The sequence below is a fragment of the Limnofasciculus baicalensis BBK-W-15 genome, from assembly GCF_024178385.1.
Taxonomy (GTDB): Bacteria; Cyanobacteriota; Cyanobacteriia; order Cyanobacteriales; family Coleofasciculaceae; genus Limnofasciculus; species Limnofasciculus baicalensis.
The window spans coordinates 1-16,884 of the sequence record NZ_JAMZMM010000007.1 but is presented as its reverse complement, the minus strand read 5'-3'; the positions used below and the strand labels follow the sequence as shown (position 1 = coordinate 16,884).

The following is a 16,884-nucleotide window of genomic DNA, read 5'->3' as shown; positions in this document are numbered from 1 at the left end:
TGCCAAATTACGTTAAAATACCTCAGAAAACCTCTAGATTGCAACTCCTGTTTTTAACCAATGGATTATCGAGAAGCTGGTGTCGATGTTGTAGCTGGTAGAGCCTTTGTCGAAGGCATCCGCAGTTTGGTCCACAGTACCCATAGGCCGGAAGTATTGGGTGGATTCGGTGGTTTTAGTGGTTGTTTTCAGTTACCGACGGGGTATCGGCAACCTGTGCTAGTATCTGGAACTGATGGTGTCGGTACTAAACTCAAAATCGCTCAAACCCTCAACCGCCATGACACCATTGGGATTGATTTGGTGGCAATGTGTGTCAATGATGTTTTGACTTGTGGGGCACAACCGCTATTTTTCCTAGATTATTTAGCGACGGGTAAGCTAAATTCTGAACAGTTGACTCAGGTGGTTTCTGGTATCGCTCAGGGATGTCGAATTGCTGGCAGTGCTTTGCTGGGAGGGGAAACTGCAGAAATGCCCGGTTTCTATCAGCCAGGAGAATATGATTTGGCTGGGTTTTGCGTGGGAATTGTGGAAAAGAGTAAAATTTTAGATGGTTCTCAGGTAGAAGTAGGCGATGTGGTAATTGGTTTGGCAAGTCAGGGGGTTCACAGTAACGGATTTAGCCTGGTGCGGAAAATTGTTCAGGATACTCTGCTTCCTGTGGGGGGTGAAGGAGGGGAACTATTAAATCCTTGGCATACCTGCCCAGAATTGTTAGGGGGTAAAAGTTTAGGAGAAGTTTTACTAACACCAACTCAAATTTACGTTAAACCTGTTTTGGATGCTTTAGCTGCTGGGGTGGAGATTCACGGTATGGCGCATATTACGGGTGGAGGTATCCCAGAGAATCTACCTCGTTGCCTTGGTGCAAATCAATCGGTGCAAATAGATTCCAATAGCTGGGTAATACCACCAATCTTTCAGTGGTTAGCTGAGGCGGGTAAAGTTAGTAGGGAGGAGATGTTTAATACTTTTAATATGGGTATTGGTTTTGCGATTATAGTACCGTCAGCAACGGCGGAAGATTCTCGCAAATGGTTTGAGTCACAGGGGATTGCTGCTTATACTATGGGTACTGCTATCAATGGTACTGGAAAATTTGTTCTTACATAGTCAAAGATTTTGTTAAACTTACCGTTCGGTTAGCGACAGTTTAACCCACCCAATTTAATGATAAGGATGGTGCGTTAACGAAGTGTAACGCACCCTACAATATTTCACACAAAACCCATAAACAAAAGTTGATCCTTTCACCTCTAAGCTCTTATTCACAACAATACTTTTGTTCGCAAGGGAATAGTATATTCCCAGTTTCTACCTGAATTGTAGAGTGTTCAATGCCAAACTTATCGTGTAATTCCATAGTGATTCTGGACAAAAAAGCATCGCCAGGGTTTCCTGTCAGCATAACTAAGTGAGTAGTTAGTGCTGTTTCGGTAGTACTCAGCGCCCAAATATGTAAGTCGTGTACTTCAATTACGCCGGGAATTTCTTCTAGGTAGGTGCGTATTGCTAACGGTTCAATTTCTTCTGGTACAGCATCTAACGCTAAATTAACAGAATCTCGCAGCAACTCCCAAGTACCAACTACAATCACCACCACAATAATCAAACTAACAACGGGATCGAACCAATTTGAGCCTGTTTTTAGAATAGCAATACCAGCTAATACTACACCTAAAGAAACTAGTGCATCGGCTGCCATGTGGAGGAATGCCCCTTTAATATTCAAGTCTTTATCTTTTCCTGACATGAACATTAAAGCAGTGATGCTATTAATTATAATTCCGACAAAAGCAACACCGATTATCGTACTACCACTGACTGAAGTTGGATTACCCAATCTTTGGATAGCTTCCCAAGCAATAGCACCCATTGCCATCAGGAGAAAGCAAGCGTTGATGATGGCTACCAAAATAGACGAGCGACGAAACCCATAAGTGTAGCGTTGTGTGGGGCGACGGCGCACTAGCCAACTCGCCGCCCACGCCAGAATAAGTCCAAACACATCGCTAAGATTATGACCCGCATCGGCTAGTAAGGCAAGGGAGTTGGTGAGGAAACCAAACACCGCTTCAACTCCAACAAAGCCAACATTGAGAGTAATTCCGACAATAAAGGCGCGGTTATAATTGGCTGGAGAGTGGCTATGTTTATTATGTTCATGTCCATGGTGATGCGTCATATTAATATGTTTTGACGGATTAAAGATTTGGGGGAGTACTGAGAAAATACCTATTATATTTTAAGCGAAATCCCCAATATTTGACATCTTGCAGTATGTAATTACTATCGTTGATAACGAATTAGCGAGAAGGAATAGGAGGATTGGAGTTTTTGCCAGACAAAGGCTTGGCAAGTTTAGGCAAAACGCGATCGCAAACAAACAAGGTTCCCGATGCGACACAAATCGGAATTGTCACTAAATTAAAAAATGGTAGTATCATTAACCCCATACAAACTAAACTAAAACTAGCACTAGCAGGGAAACTATTAAACACAATTCCTAACTTATTTCTAAACCGCAAACGACGGCGTTCCAAAGGCGAATCAAGAAAGTCAAGACAGATAATTGTTCCCGTCAAAGCGATCCCACAAAAGGCAGCGATTGCAGTACCAATTACTGGTATAATATTCAATAGCGTTAATAGTATCCCTACTCCTACCACCACCACTATTTTTTTCAATTCAAATAAAATTGCTCGTCCAATATCTCTAACAATTCCCACCTCTATATTCTGGACTTCACCAGTGCGTAACTTCTCCACCTGTTCCGAAAGTTGACCATACCAAGGTGCGCCTAGTAACCCGCCAAATTGTACCAGTAAAAAACCTGTTATTAATAGTAAGCCAAAAATTAGCAGCAAATGGAGTAACCAGCTAACACCAGTTGCTAAAAATGTCAAAAACCCCAACCAAGCTGGCAAAGACGCAATCGCGCCTTGTAACCAAACCGACAAACTCACAGTCAAATCGTCAACCGCCTGCAAACCCCAAAATAGTGACCCACCATAGAGGATAATACCCACGACAAGATTTACCATAATTGGTGCGAGCAGATAACCCCACAGACGAGGGTTGCGGTGGAACAAGCCTAACACGCGAAAGGGGTAAGTCGCCCCTGCTAGCAATCCAAATTCACTCAAGACTTTACTCATATCCCACTACAGTAGTAATCTTAACAAGAGGTTAGAGGTTAGAGGTTAGAGGTTAGAGGTTAGAGGTTAGAGGATAGAGGTTACAAGTTACAGGTTAGAGGATAGAGAGTTTTAATTCAAAACTCAAAACTCAAAACTCAAAACTCTCTTCCCCACTCCCTATTCCCCACTCCCCACCAAAGATGAAACCAAAATTTAAGAATATTCTAGCTTGGCAACAGGCGGAAATGCTACTACAACCTGCTTTAATCCGGATCGTAGATCATATTCGCCAAGAGTTAGACAAAACCAATTGGAAAGCCACTTATAATGATATACAAATACCAATACCAGGACATGAACTATGCTTAGAAAAACCAGAACATTCACTATGCGTCAATTTGTGGGAACTTTGTTTTAAAGTCTGTTTTCGCGACTTTCATCCACTACATTCTGAACAAGAAACTCAAGAAGTTGAGATCGATAGTAGCTTAATTGATGAATCAGGTGAAGTAGATTGGCATTCTCTAGATATCAAGGCACAAAAATTAGTTGCGGAACTATTTGCTGATTTTGCCTCAGCTTAACATCAAACTAACTAACAAAACCAAAAAATTATGATAGAAAAACTGCAAGATATACAGCGACGTAATGGAGCCATATTTGAACCCATGGCAGAGGTTATAGTTCCCGTAAGTTTCGATAACGATACATTAGCAATAGAAGCAGCACATCAAGGAGTTGCCCTAGCTGACTTATCCCATTGGGGACTACTGAAAATTTCTGATAATGACAGAATAAGGTTTTTACATAACCAAAGTACAAATGATTTTCAAACACTTAAACCTGGACAGGGTTGTGATACAGTTTTAATTACATCAACTGCCAGAACTATTGAATTAGTAACAGCTTACGTGACTGAAGATGCTGTTTTAGTTCTTATTTCTCCAAATCGACTACAGGAAATCATCAAATGGTTAGATCGTTATCTATTTCCGATGGATCGAGTTATTTTAACGGATCTATCTAAACAAAGCGTTATATTCACTATAATTGGAGCTGAAAGCGATCCTATCTTAGCAAAATTAGGTGTCCCATTGCCCATTGGAGATACTTATGCTAGTCACCAATTATTAACTATAAACGATCTAGAAGTACGAGTTGCTATAGGAAGTGGATTAGGATTACCAGGATATACTCTAATTGCGGCCGCGAATGATGGAGCAAAGCTTTGGAGTATATTAACAGAAGCCGGAGCAATTCCCATGGGCGAGCGCGTTTGGCAGGAATTGCGCATTACACAAGGCCGTCCATTTCCCGACTGCGAATTAACTGAAGATTATAATCCACTAGAAGCGGGTTTGTGGCAAACAATTTCCTTTAACAAAGGATGTTATATTGGTCAAGAAACTATTGCCAGATTAAATACCTACAAAGGGGTGAAACAACGACTCTGGGGTATTCGTCTTCAAGCATCTGCTCAACCAGGAACAATTATTACTCTAGATGACGATAAAATTGGTAAATTAACCAGTGTTACTGAAACTAATTCAGGCTTTTTTGGTTTAGCCTATATTCGTAGCAAAGCCGGAGGTATTGGTTTGAAGGTTAAGGTAGGAGAAATTGAAGGTGAAATTGTCGATGTTCCTTTCTTAACTCACGAATATTATTCTTAGTAGAACATAGAAACTACAGGATGTCCACTCCTTCGTGTCTTAGTGTCTTCGTGGTAAAATAATTCACAATTACATTAAGGCATAACCCTCAACCCTCCGCGACAGGTGAGTTGCTCTGGAGTCAGAATAAGTTCCTCAATATCCACTTCTGGACCCAAATTAATCGTAAAACCACCTAATATAATAGGTGGCTGGTTTGAAGAAAGCTGAATTGACAAGGGATCGAGTTGTATTTCCTGGGGTGTCGTCAAGAGCAACCCGGCACGAATTGTGACTGGTGTGATTTCCTTGGTAGAATTGGTGAGGATACCACTTAGAGTGATGTGACCTATATCGATCTTTATCTGTTGCCAATGGATTTGTTGGGAGGGAAAATTCTGTGGTGGCTGGAGGGGATTACCGCCTTTAAGGAATGTATCCAGTAACTCACTTAGGGCATTCGATAATAAGGGAGAACTAAGAGAAGCTTGAAGATCGTTCTCTAGAAGTAACAGTTTACCAGAAACCGGGATCGGTGCTAAAAGGCGTAGGGGTTTACCTTTGAACACCTCACCTAAATTACAGCGAATATTAGTCCCCTCTAATTCAATGTCAGTCAAATGGAGTCCTTGATAGATGGCGCGGCTCGCAGCAATTGATACACTAGGAATGTGACCTGTAAGGATTTCGCGATCGCCCCCTTGGATTTTAAACTGCAACGTCCCCAGATCTTGGACCTGCGATCGCAGCCATAACCGTACTGCTGGTGAGATAACCGAACTAATAATATGACTTTTTTTAATTTTCAAGGCTGGTATTGGTAAGTTACTAGTCATCCGTCATCAAAATCTGTCGCTCAACCTCTTGCCTGTTCCTCCTTCCCTATTCCCCTTTAAGAAATAACCACTTGCAATTATCCCCATTCCTGTAATATTTGTACATAGTCTAGATATGTCGGTACGGTACGCTGGTGTATTACTTTGAGTTATGGCGGAAGGTTACCCCTAGCTTAACCCCTACTCTATATGGGAAATTCCAGCATAGTAGGATAAATCACCGCCCTTCTCTAGACGAAAGAGTCAGTCATCAGGAGTCGAGCCATGGAGGAAAGAGTACAAAAAATTCTTTCGCAGTGGGGTATAGCCTCACGCCGTCAAGCTGAGAAAATGATCTTAGCAGGACAGGTTCGGCTCAATGGTAATGTGGTAGATTTAGGACAAAAAGCTAATCCCGATACCGATTTGATCGAAGTTAACGGTAAACTTCTACAATCCGGTAATCGTCCTCACCTTATTTATCTTTTACTAAATAAACCAAGGGGTGTAATTTCTACTTGCCGTGACGATCCTAAGTGTAATACTATGCAAGATAAGCGTAATACAGTTCTGGATCTACTGCCGAGCGCCCTTAGAGAAAGTCAGGGTGTACATCCAGTTGGCAGACTCGACGCAGAATCTACAGGTGCATTAATTCTCACGAATGATGGGGCGCTAACATTTGAGCTGACACATCCTCGCTATCACATCCCCAAGACTTATCAGGTATGGGTACGGGGTAATCCCCCTGAGCCAGCCCTTGAGTCTTGGCGACAGGGAGTTGACTTGGATGGCAAAAAAACCTTACCTGCCGGAGTCAGGATACTCAAGTTACAGCCAGACCAAACACTTTTAGAAATCGTGTTGACTGAAGGAAGAAATCGACAAATTCGTCGGGTGGCTGATTTGCTAGGCTATCCAGTGATTCATCTGCATCGCACCGCAATCGGGCAAATTCTATTACAAATACCAGGAGAAGCGGTACTATCTAGTGGTCATTACCGTTATCTTAGATCTTTTGAAGTTCGCTTCCTCCAAAACCGAGTCCACCAAACATCAGTTAAAGTGCCAGCAGATATCAAGGAGTACCGTGTATGAAGAAGGAGAATAAACGCAATTTGTCGCAGGAATTAGCTGAAAAGCTGAAAGAAGTCGGCGATAGGCTTCATCAGCACCGCACTGAAAAGTCTATCAGCTTAGAGGAAGTTGCCGCAAAAACTCGCATTCAGACACGGCTTTTGAGAGCAATTGAGGAAGGTAGGCTGGATGAATTGCCTGAACCCATTTACATTCAAGGGTTTGTTCGGCGCTTTGCAGAAGCAATTGGACTCAATGGTAATGATTTTGCTAGTGATTTTCCCGTGGCGATGAATGTACAGGTGACCAGACCAACCTGGCAATATGTTAGGGTAGCTCAATTACGACCCTTTCATCTCTACTTCCTCTACATCTTTCTGGTGATTGGTTCTGTTAATGGCTTATCTTATGTGGTGAGTCGTTCTAACGTACAAGTGATTAAAATTGAAGACTCCTCAAACCAAACCCAAAAAATTCAAAATAATTCAAAACAGTTCAGCTCGCAACTAAATATAGAACTCAAACCCAGCAACCCTGGAAAGCCCTCCAGCCCTGGGAACAAGCCAGTGCAAGTGGGTGTCACCCTCAAGGCATCGTCTTGGATTCGGATTGTCGCAGATGGCAAACCAGTATTTGAAGGAACCCTACCAGAAGGAACCCAGCGTACTTGGGTAGCGGATGATAAATTAGTGGTTCGTGCTGGCAATGCTGGAGGCGTGTTGGTTGAATTTAATAACCAAATAGCGAAGCAGATGGGAGCGCCCGGGAAAGTTGAAGAAATAACTTTTGCCGCGAAACCTGGCTCTTAGTTGTTGGCTCTTAGTTGTTGGTTATTTGTTGTTGGTTATTTGTTAAAACGGATAACTTACACCAATGTCAACAAGCCAAAGCGATTGGAAATCGCGGCTACACAAACAAAGTCCGCCTTCGCGGACTAAGATCAAATCAGTAGCTTTGAAACTGAAACCTGCGGAGGCAGGTTTAGTTTGTGTAGATGCGGTTTTAACCGCCGTTGAAACCTGCGGAGGCAGGTTTAGTTTGTGTAGATGCGGTTTTAACCGCCTTCTGGAGCAGGGTGCAATATCCCAGTTAAAACCAACAACCAACAACCAATAACCAATAACTAAGAACGATGTGGCTTCCGACCGTAAATATGGGTTAGAGTTTTAAGGCGATCGCGCAATTCATCTGTTAAAGCACCGGAACGGTAATACCAGTCCCAGTTACCTTGAGCTATGCCAGGACGATTCATTTGAGCTTCCTCGCCCAAGCCTAATATATCCTGAAGGGGGATAATTGCTAGATTCGCGATACTACTCAGGGCTAATCGAATCAACGCCCAATGGATGCCTTCTTCACCGATACAACCCAGGTAACGGATTGCATTCTCCCGTTCATGGTCTTGAATTTGATTAAACCATCCTACAGTGGTATTATTATCATGAGTCCCGGTATAAATGACACAATTGCGGTCGATGTTGAAGGGCAAATAAGGATTATCTGAATCACCACCAAAGGCAAAATGTAAAATCTTCATCCCAGGAAACTCAAATTTATCCCGAAGAGCCAATACTGCTGGAGTAACTAACCCCAAATCCTCAGCAATAATTGGTAAATCTCCTAACTCTTCCTTAATCGCCTGGAAAAATTCCGCTCCTGGTCCTTTAACCCATTGTCCATTAATAGCAGTAGTTTCCCCCATCTCAACCTGCCAATAGGCTTCAAAACCGAGGAAATGGTCAATCCGCACGATATCAACGTACTCGAAAGTAGCCTGAAATCGCTCCACCCACCATTGATAATTATTTTCCTGTAACTTATCCCATTTATAGACAGGATTGCCCCACAATTGACCTGTTTGGCTGAAATAATCCGGGGGAACCCCAGCCATCAGTGCAGCGGCTCCCGTCTCCTCATCAATAGTAAAGATATCTCGGTGCGCCCAGACATCGGCACTGTTATGGGCAACATAAATAGGAATATCGCCAATAATCTGGATATAGCGATCGTTAGCATACTGCTTTAGAGCAGACCATTGACGATAAAACTCAAATTGCAAGAATTTACGATAATAAATTTCATCACTCAACTTTTCCCGCCACTCCTGCACCGCCTCTGGTTGGAAATGAGCAATTTCCGGTTCCCACTCATACCAACTTGTATCCCCAAAGCTTCTGTGGAGTGCCATAAACAAAGCATAGTCATCTAGCCAACTTGCTTTGGCGACACAGAATTTGGTAAATTCAGCTTGTCGCTCTGGTGATATATTAGCTTTAAAGCGATCGCAAGCTTTCCGGAGTAAGGCTCTTTTCGTTTGAATTACCCGCTCATAATCCACCTTATCCAGGGAGAAATCTGGCAGATTGGCAAAATCTTCATCCGTTAGCAATCCCTCATCTTGCAGTTTCTCAGGGCTAAGTAACAGTGGATTTCCTGCCATAGCCGAGTAACATGAATAAGGAGAATTCCCATATCCAGTTGGTCCTAGTGGCAAAATTTGCCAAAACTGCTGATTGCTTTGAGCCAAGAAGTCAATAAATTTATAAGCTTCCCCGCCTAAATCCCCAATCCCAAAGCGACTGGGAAAGGAAGTGGGGTGCAATAATATACCACTCGATCTGGGAAAGTGCATATAGATAGAAAATTCGCAAGATAATCCTATCGAGATTAGCACAAGTGTTGAGTCTGGAGGGAATAACCTAAATCAAGTCTTCACAGGGTAACAAAACACACTCCAAGCTTGACAGGTTGGGGGATGTAGATTTTGGTGGGAGAAAAAATACACAGAGTTGTTATAATGTCAATCATTGCACGGCACAATCTCTGAAATCAGGCATGGTTAGTTAGTCGATGTCAAAAGCAAGGCTTTGAATCCAAGATGAATACAGCTAAAATCCTAAATCTATTAACTCGTGACTTACCGAAATCCCGTTCCTACTGTTGATATCATTGTTGAATTAGTCGATCGTCCCCATCGACCAATTATTTTAATCGAACGTAAAAACCCCCCCCTTGGTTGGGCAATTCCTGGTGGCTTTGTCGATTACGGTGAATCAGTGGAAACGGCTGCTGTACGAGAAGCCCAAGAGGAGATTAGTTTACAAGTTGAACTAATCGAACAATTCCATGTTTATTCTCACCCCGACCGCGATCCCCGGCAGCATACAATCAGTATAGTATTTCTCGCCATAGGGAAGGGAGAACCTCAAGCGGCTGACGATGCTAAAAATTTGGGCATTTTTCACCATTGGGATATACCAGCAAGCCTTTGCTTCGATCATGATATAATTTTGCAGGATTACTTCCATTACCGACATTATGGAGTTCGTCCTCGTTTGATTTAGTTATTTGTTATTAGTTGTTTGTTGTTTGTTGTAGAACGGGCATCTTGCCTGTTATATTTGACGAACAAGTGGTTCCAGAGCCAGTTACCAAAAACAAATAACCAATAACCAAAAACCAACAACCACAAATTAATGAATGAAATCGCCGAAAAACTCATCCCAATTGTTGGTGATTCCGGTATCTGCCATTGGGATAATTTAACATCAGACTGGCAGGAACGGATTTCTAGACCAAATGAGATAGAGCTGTGTCCAAAATATATCGTTTACCCCAATAGCGTTACCGAATTGACAGAGGTGATGAAGTGCGCTTTCGCTCATCGATGGAGTGTTCTTCCCTGTGGTAGTGGTAGCAAACTAGGTTGGGGGGCTGTGGGTAAACCCACTGACTTGGTTGTCAGTACTGGGCGTTTAAACCAAATTATAGATCATGCGGTGGGTGACTTGACAGTTACAGCACAAGCTGGTACTAAATTTGCCCATTTGCAAGAGATTCTCCTCAAAACTGGACAATTTTTACCAATTGAACCCGTCCACGATTACGATGCTACTTTGGGGGGAATTGTTGCCACCGCCGATAGTGGTTCTTTGCGTCACCGTTATGGCGGAATCCGAGATATGTTATTGGGGATTTCCTTTGTGCGGAGTGATGGCAAAATTGCCAAAGCTGGCGGAAGAGTGGTGAAAAATGTGGCAGGTTATGACCTAATGAAACTCTTTACAGGTTCCTACGGGACTTTGGGAATTATTACAGAAGTGACCTTCCGATTATATCCGGTACAGGAAGGATCGGGAACAGTAGTATTGACAGGGACAACAAATGCGATCGCGTCTGCTGCGAAAACTTTACTCGCTTCGGCTCTCACCCCCACTGCGGCAGATTTGCTATCTACAGGATTGGTAACTAAACTGAGTTTGGGCGAGGGGATGGGTTTAATGGTACGCTTTCAAAGCCTGTCTGAAAGTGTCCAACAACAATCGTCTAGATTACTAGAAGTAGGAAAGGAGCTGAGGTTAAAAGGTAATTTCTATAGCGATAGCGAAGATGCAAATCTATGGAAATCATTACCAAAAGAAATCTGGGAACCCCACATACCACCAGAAATTAATTGCAAAATGGGGGTATTACCTTCAACCGCTGTTGAAAGTCTGATTTATTTTGACGAGCTAACTCTTGGCGGAGGATTAGCGTATATCCATGCTGGAAGTGGGTTAGGTAAATTGCGAATTGATCCAGAAATAATTACACCGGAAATGATCCAGTATTTTCGTCGCTATTGTCAAGCTCAACGTGGCTTTTTGACTCTTTTAGAAGCACCAATTGCTCTGAAAAACTATGAAGGTGTTTGGGGATATAGTGGTAAGGGTGCTAATATTATGCGTGAAATTAAAATGAGATTCGATCCCAGAAAGATTTTAAGTCCTGAGAGGTTTGTCTGGGATGATAAATGTGGGAGAACAACAAAGATAAATAAAAAAAACAACTAACAATTAACATGCCTAATTCATCTTTTATATCCAATCTAAAATTGCCATTTATTGGCGCATTTAAAAAGAGTAGCCAAACATCAATTACTGATAGAGAAGAACTAGAAGATCAAGCCCCAATCCGGGGATTTGATTCTCAGAAACCCCCCAAACAAGAATTAATAGATGCTTGCGTTCACTGCGGGTTTTGCCTTTCCACCTGCCCCAGTTATCGGGTAATTGGCAAAGAGATGGATTCTCCCAGGGGTCGTATTTATTTGATGAATGGGATTAATAAAAGTGAAGCATCTTTTTCTGAGGCAACAATTCAACATTTTGACTCCTGTTTGGGCTGTCTTGCTTGTGTTAGTACTTGTCCCTCTGGAGTCCAGTATGATAAGTTAATTTCAGCAACCCGTCATCAAGTACAACGAAATCAACCCCGTACTCCGGAAGAGCAGAGAATTCGCTGGTTAATTTTTAATTTATTTCCTTATCCGGAACGTTTGCGTCTTTTGTTTATTCCTCTATATTTCTATCAGAAATTAGGCTTACAGAAATTGGTTCGTGCTACCAAATTATTGCCAAAAGTATCTACTCAGTTAGATGCAATGGAGTCAGTTTTACCCCAAATCACCCTAAATTCTTTCCAGGATAATTTCCTAGATGTTACTCCTGCAAAAGGGAAAAAACGCTATCGGGTAGGCATGATTTTAGGCTGCGTACAGAGATTATTTTTCTCCTCGGTAAACCAGGCGACGATGCGGGTTTTAACAGCGAATGGTTGTGAAGTAGTAGTGCCGAAAACTCAGGGTTGTTGTGCCGCATTACCGGAGCATCAGGGAGAAACAGCACAAGCCCAAGCTTTGGCAAGGCAAATGATTGATAGTTTTGCCGGAACAGATGTGGATGCTATAATTATTAATGCCGCAGGTTGCGGTCATACTCTAAAAGAATATGGACATATTCTAGAAGATGATGCTGAATATCGGGAAAAGGCAAAAGAATTTGCCAGTAAGGTGAAAGATGTACAAGAATTTTTGGCAGGAATTGGACTAACAACAAAGCTTTATCCAATAACAGATAAACCCTTGACAATTGTGTATCAAGATGCTTGTCACCTCATCCACGGACAAAGGATTTCTGTACAACCGCGACAACTTTTACAGCAAATTCCTAACGTAACATTAAGGGAACCAATCGATGCTGCATTATGTTGTGGAAGTGCGGGGGTTTACAATATGCTGCAACCAGATATAGCAGATGAGTTGGGTGAGCAAAAGGTGACAAATTTGCTCAATACTGGTGCAGAATTAATTGCATCATCGAATCCGGGTTGTTCGTTACAAATTAAGAAACATTTGGGGTTACAGGGTAAAGAAATTCCCTTGATACATCCGATAGAGTTATTAGATTATGCAATTAGAGGGATTCAGTTAAAGGATGAAGTGTGAAGGATGAAGGATGAATCTTGAATCTTGACAGATGAAGACTCTATCCGTAGGGTGCGTTATGCGTAGCTAACGCACCCGTATTACTAGTAGGGAGTGACATTATATTGTAATTAATTTAATCAGGACTTACGCACTCATATTATATATGATGGTTTTGGTGCGTTACGCTTTCGCTAACGCACCCTACAGATGGAGAGCTTGCGTAAGTCTTATTAATGTCGATTTAAAAGAGAGATGCTAACGGAGGGTCAATATTTGTTATCCTTGAATCAATAATCGGGATACAAAAATGAAAGCCTACGAATTTTCTACCCACATTAGTTCAGACGGGAAAATCGAACTACCAGAATACTTGAAGCTTCTGACAAATGCTTCAGAAGTTCGTATAATTGTTTTACTCAAAGAAGCCACAGATACAACTGACGACGAAGGTTTCTCAGTAGAAAGTTTTCGCACCTCTTGGCAACAAGCCTTAACTGGGAACACTTTACCACTTTCTGAACTCTGGGAGGGGATTGAAGTTGACTGATTTACCTGTAATTGAAATTCGAGTCACATCTGAACAAAACAACATAGAAGTTGCCGAAATTCAACGCATCATTGCGGCTTTTGAAAGAACTTAAATAGGCTGTTAGGAGAATTAGCGCTAATCTCTCTTTTGCCTAACTTCCTCTTACATAACAAACCCACTTCCATAAAGGATGACTTTTCCCTTGCTGACATATTCGATGGACTTGTTGTTCAAGACGCTTCTTTTCCTCCAGTGGCATTCCCCATAAAATATTGCGACTATGCCAGACTAAAACAGCAGCAGTCACGCCAACACAGAGAGAGAAACCTAAAAAGGGCAGACGGTTGAAAATAATACCATATCGGACGGCTGACCAGGTAAAATGCGATCGCAACAGTGAAATTTCATAACGCCACCCCCACAAACTTAATGGCGCAATGGTTAGCCAGAGGATCGTCACCACTAACCACCTACCATAGACTGTTAGCTGATGTAATCGTTGCACTTTAGCTTTGAAGTTAGAGTCAATTTCTAACTCTGTTGATTCAGGATTTGGTGTTTCTGATTCCTCCATGGTGGTTATTGGTTATTAGTTATTGGTTATATCAAATCCGTTGGCATTGGAATAATATCTTTTTTTTAACGCAGAGGGCGCAGAGGGTAACGCGGAGGTACGCAGAGGTTTTTTGGGCAAAATGTCACTTAATTCTCATGTAAGTGGAAATTATATCATTGGTGATTGGTCATTGATTCTGAACAAATGACCAATCACCAATGATTAACAACCATTAAACCTCATCAGACATGGGGACATCTGTCGCGGTAATAACTTGAGCATTTCCACTCCTCTCTCTCCACCAGGCTAAGAGAGTACTAGCGATGAAAATACTGGAATAAGCACCTGCTGTAAAGCCAATAATTAAGCATAGTGCAAAGTATTTTAAGGTTTCACCGCCAAATAGGAATATCGAAAACAAAGTCAATAATACGGTTAAGGTTGTATTGAGGGAACGGGTTAACGTTTGATTCACTGCATCATCGACAACTTGGTCAATGTGCATTCCTGGATGGTCTTTAATTACTTCTCGTACTCGGTCATAAATTACTACCGTATCATTAACAGAAAAGCCGATAATTGTCAAGATGCCGACAACAAATAGACTATCAATTTCTGCACCTAGCACCAATCCTAAAATAGAGAACATGCCAGCAGTAATTAAAACATCGTGGAATAGGGCGACAAAGGCGAAAAAGGCATAGTCGAACTGAAAGCGGAAGGTTAGGTAGCCCAGAATTCCAAGAAATGAGAGAATAACTGCCAGCATTCCAGATTGAAATAACTGCTTACCCAAGGTAGGCCCAACTGTATCGATTTGGATTGATTTCTGATCAAATGCACCAATTTTATCAGTAAGAGCTGTTTGTAGTTTGGTACGATTTGCTTCATCTAATGTTTTCGTTCTAATCGTCAGAGCTTGTCGTTTTTCTCCCAAAGGTTGGATGCTACTATTAGCCAATCCCTGAGCATCCATTACATTCCTAACTACTTCGATATCGATAGGTTTGTCGCAGTTTCCCGGCTGGGAACAATCGAGAGCAAATTGCAGCCGCGTACCGCCAACAAAGTCTAAACCCAGACGTAAAGGAGAACCCAGGGTAGCAGTAGAAATCACCATACTGATGATTCCTGTCAGGATAATAGAACTAGAAATAGTCCACCAAAGCGAGCGCTGTTTGATTACATTTAGTTTCATTTAGTTATTGGTTGTTGGTTGTTAGTTGTTGGTTGTTAGTTGTTAGTTGTTAGTTATTGATTGTTGGTTTTAGGCTATTTACAAATAACAAATAACCAACAACAAATAACAAATAACCAATAACAATTACTATGACACAGGTGGGTTAGGTACGAATAATTCTGGTTTCTGCCGCAATCTGGGAAATCCCAAAACCAGTACAAGCATGAAGGTACGACTGCAGGTGAGAGCAGTAAACATACTCACCATTACTCCCAAGCCCAGAGTTAGAGCAAAGCCCTTGACTAAACCTGAACCCAACCAAAAAAGTGCAGCACAAGCAATGACAGTTGTCACGTTACCATCTAAAATACTGGAAAATGCCCGATAAAAACCAGACTCAACTGAGCGATACAATGTTTTTCCAGCTCTAATTTCTTCTCGTGTCCGTTCAAAAATCAGGACATTAGCATCAACAGCCATCCCAATACTGAGGATAAATCCTGCAATTCCTGGCAAGGTTAAAGTCACACCCAACAGAGAAAATGTGCCCAGTGTTAGTATGGAATAAATAATTAGAGAAACATCCGCAATTAAACCAGGTACGCGATAATAAACACCCATAAAGATTAGCACTAATGTTAGACCGCCAATCCCGGCATAGATACTCCGCTGAATGCTATCTCTTCCAAGAGTTGCACCTACGGTGCGATTTTCGACTATTTCTACAGGCACAGGTAAAGCACCACCCCGTAGCTGTACAGCTAATTCTTTTGAGGATTGGGCATCAAAATTACCTGTAATTACAGCACTACCGCCAGAGATACCAGTTTGGGCAAATTCTGGTCCAACAACGGGAGCGCTAACTAGGGCATTATCAAGGAAAATACCAATACTCCTGCCAGTGCCAGCTAAGTCTTTGGTAAGTTGAGCAAATGCTTCTCCACCAGCAGTATCAAAGCGGATACTAACTTCCCAACTATTATTAGTTTGACTATTGGGACCATAGTTTGCATCTTTAAGGTTTTTTCCAGTCAGATTAGCCTCTTCAAATAGTTTAACAATCGCATCATTACTTCTGGCAATCGCAGCTTGATTTTCTGCGATCGCATTTTCGTCATTATTCTTCCTCAATTCTTCTTGCTTTTGCAGTAAATCTGCCCTAACCTGCTGTTCGATTCTCAACTGAGCTTCCGAGCCTGGTGCTTGCTTGCGAAACTCTAGTTGCGCCGTACCACCTAATACCCTTTCTGCTTCTTTCGGATCGTTTACACCAGGAAGTTGGACTAAGATTTGATCTGAACCTACTGTTTGCACTACGGGTTCAGATACACCCAATCCGTTTACCCTACCTTCAACTACACTGAGGACAGCTTCTAGTTCTTTTGATGTGATTTTTTTAATTTCGTCAGTAGTTTTTACCTGAATTGTCAGTTGCGCTCCTCCCTGCAAGTCCAATCCCAAGCGAATAGGAATCGTTACCAATACCACGATCGCTGCAATCAATAGTACTAGAATTAAGGCTAATACTCCACGCTGTTTTTCCATAGATTTGTTATTAGTTGTTTGTTATTTGTTGTTGGTTGTTGTTGTTGGTTGTTGGTTATTTGTTGTTTTTTGTCGGATAGGTGTCGGGAGCATCCCAATGAAGGCAAAGATACTCATTTTTTGCCCCCCTTTTCACCCCC

The 16,884-nt window shown here is 42.0% G+C and carries 16 protein-coding genes; 9 read left to right on the top strand and 7 right to left on the bottom strand.

Annotated elements, in window-relative coordinates; genetic code table 11:
- The first annotated feature begins 60 nt into the window (after nt 1-60).
- Nucleotides 61-1,116, top strand: coding sequence for a phosphoribosylformylglycinamidine cyclo-ligase (gene purM, locus NJ959_RS01420; RefSeq protein WP_254009955.1), 1,056 nt, complete (start codon nt 61-63; stop codon nt 1,114-1,116).
- A 151-nt stretch (nt 1,117-1,267) separates the two neighbouring features.
- On the opposite strand, the gene NJ959_RS01415 is transcribed toward purM, so the two are convergent.
- Nucleotides 1,268-2,188 carry a cation diffusion facilitator family transporter gene (locus tag NJ959_RS01415; protein ID WP_254009954.1) on the bottom strand — a complete coding sequence of 307 codons (921 nt, stop codon included), beginning with the start codon at nt 2,186-2,188 and terminating at the stop codon, nt 1,268-1,270.
- Nucleotides 2,189-2,309: 121 nt separating this feature from the next.
- Nucleotides 2,310-3,161 (bottom strand): EI24 domain-containing protein, encoded by an 852-nt coding sequence (locus NJ959_RS01410; RefSeq protein ID WP_254009953.1) that lies wholly within the window; start codon nt 3,159-3,161, stop codon nt 2,310-2,312.
- 182 nt (nt 3,162-3,343) lie between these two features.
- On the opposite strand from NJ959_RS01410, the gene NJ959_RS01405 reads away from it, so the two are divergent.
- Nucleotides 3,344-3,727: a hypothetical protein gene (locus NJ959_RS01405; protein WP_254009952.1), complete on the top strand. Its 384-nt coding sequence runs from the start codon at nt 3,344-3,346 to the stop codon at nt 3,725-3,727.
- A gap of 30 nt (nt 3,728-3,757) precedes the next feature.
- Complete coding sequence (gene ygfZ / locus NJ959_RS01400) at nt 3,758-4,816, top strand: CAF17-like 4Fe-4S cluster assembly/insertion protein YgfZ (protein WP_254009951.1); 1,059 nt, start codon at nt 3,758-3,760, stop codon at nt 4,814-4,816.
- A gap of 74 nt (nt 4,817-4,890) precedes the next feature.
- Here ygfZ and NJ959_RS01395 read toward each other — a convergent pair whose 3' ends face one another.
- Nucleotides 4,891-5,631: an LmeA family phospholipid-binding protein gene (locus NJ959_RS01395; RefSeq protein ID WP_254009950.1), complete on the bottom strand. Its 741-nt coding sequence runs from the start codon at nt 5,629-5,631 to the stop codon at nt 4,891-4,893.
- A gap of 264 nt (nt 5,632-5,895) precedes the next feature.
- Between NJ959_RS01395 and NJ959_RS01390 the strand changes: the two genes are divergently transcribed.
- Nucleotides 5,896-6,708 (top strand): pseudouridine synthase, encoded by an 813-nt coding sequence (locus tag NJ959_RS01390; protein WP_254009949.1) that lies wholly within the window; start codon nt 5,896-5,898, stop codon nt 6,706-6,708.
- Nucleotides 6,705-7,496, top strand: coding sequence for a helix-turn-helix domain-containing protein (locus NJ959_RS01385; RefSeq protein ID WP_254009948.1), 792 nt, complete (start codon nt 6,705-6,707; stop codon nt 7,494-7,496). Before NJ959_RS01390 ends, NJ959_RS01385 begins: the two co-directional genes overlap by 4 nt.
- 314 nt (nt 7,497-7,810) lie before the next feature.
- Here NJ959_RS01385 and malQ read toward each other — a convergent pair whose 3' ends face one another.
- Nucleotides 7,811-9,361, bottom strand: a complete 1,551-nt coding sequence (gene malQ, locus NJ959_RS01380; protein WP_309242532.1) for a 4-alpha-glucanotransferase — start codon at nt 9,359-9,361, stop codon at nt 7,811-7,813.
- Nucleotides 9,362-9,599: 238 nt separating this feature from the next.
- Here malQ and NJ959_RS01375 point away from each other — a divergent pair, with 238 nt between their 5' ends.
- The 4 genes from NJ959_RS01375 to NJ959_RS01360 all read left to right on the top strand — a co-directional run bounded on the left by NJ959_RS01375 (nt 9,600) and on the right by NJ959_RS01360 (nt 13,481).
- Nucleotides 9,600-10,031 (top strand): NUDIX domain-containing protein, encoded by a 432-nt coding sequence (locus NJ959_RS01375; RefSeq protein WP_254009946.1) that lies wholly within the window; start codon nt 9,600-9,602, stop codon nt 10,029-10,031.
- A 132-nt stretch (nt 10,032-10,163) separates the two neighbouring features.
- Nucleotides 10,164-11,519 (top strand): FAD-binding oxidoreductase, encoded by a 1,356-nt coding sequence (locus tag NJ959_RS01370; protein ID WP_254009945.1) that lies wholly within the window; start codon nt 10,164-10,166, stop codon nt 11,517-11,519.
- Between the two features lie 8 nt (nt 11,520-11,527).
- A complete protein-coding gene (locus NJ959_RS01365; RefSeq protein ID WP_254009944.1) occupies nt 11,528-12,952 on the top strand; it encodes a (Fe-S)-binding protein in 1,425 nt (474 codons plus the stop codon).
- A 289-nt stretch (nt 12,953-13,241) separates the two neighbouring features.
- Complete coding sequence (locus NJ959_RS01360; protein WP_254009943.1) at nt 13,242-13,481, top strand: hypothetical protein; 240 nt, start codon at nt 13,242-13,244, stop codon at nt 13,479-13,481.
- A 133-nt stretch (nt 13,482-13,614) separates the two neighbouring features.
- Here the strand turns inward: NJ959_RS01360 and NJ959_RS01355 are convergent, their stop codons facing one another.
- From NJ959_RS01355 to secD, 3 genes are all read right to left on the bottom strand, one after another.
- A complete protein-coding gene (locus tag NJ959_RS01355; RefSeq protein ID WP_254009942.1) occupies nt 13,615-14,037 on the bottom strand; it encodes a hypothetical protein in 423 nt (140 codons plus the stop codon).
- Between the two features lie 214 nt (nt 14,038-14,251).
- The gene (gene secF, locus NJ959_RS01350) at nt 14,252-15,217 is read right to left on the bottom strand and encodes a protein translocase subunit SecF (RefSeq protein ID WP_254009941.1); all 966 of its coding nucleotides are present in this window, start codon (nt 15,215-15,217) and stop codon (nt 14,252-14,254) included.
- A 129-nt stretch (nt 15,218-15,346) separates the two neighbouring features.
- Nucleotides 15,347-16,744, bottom strand: coding sequence for a protein translocase subunit SecD (gene secD, locus NJ959_RS01345; protein ID WP_254009940.1), 1,398 nt, complete (start codon nt 16,742-16,744; stop codon nt 15,347-15,349).
- Between the last annotated feature and the right edge of the window lie 140 nt (nt 16,745-16,884).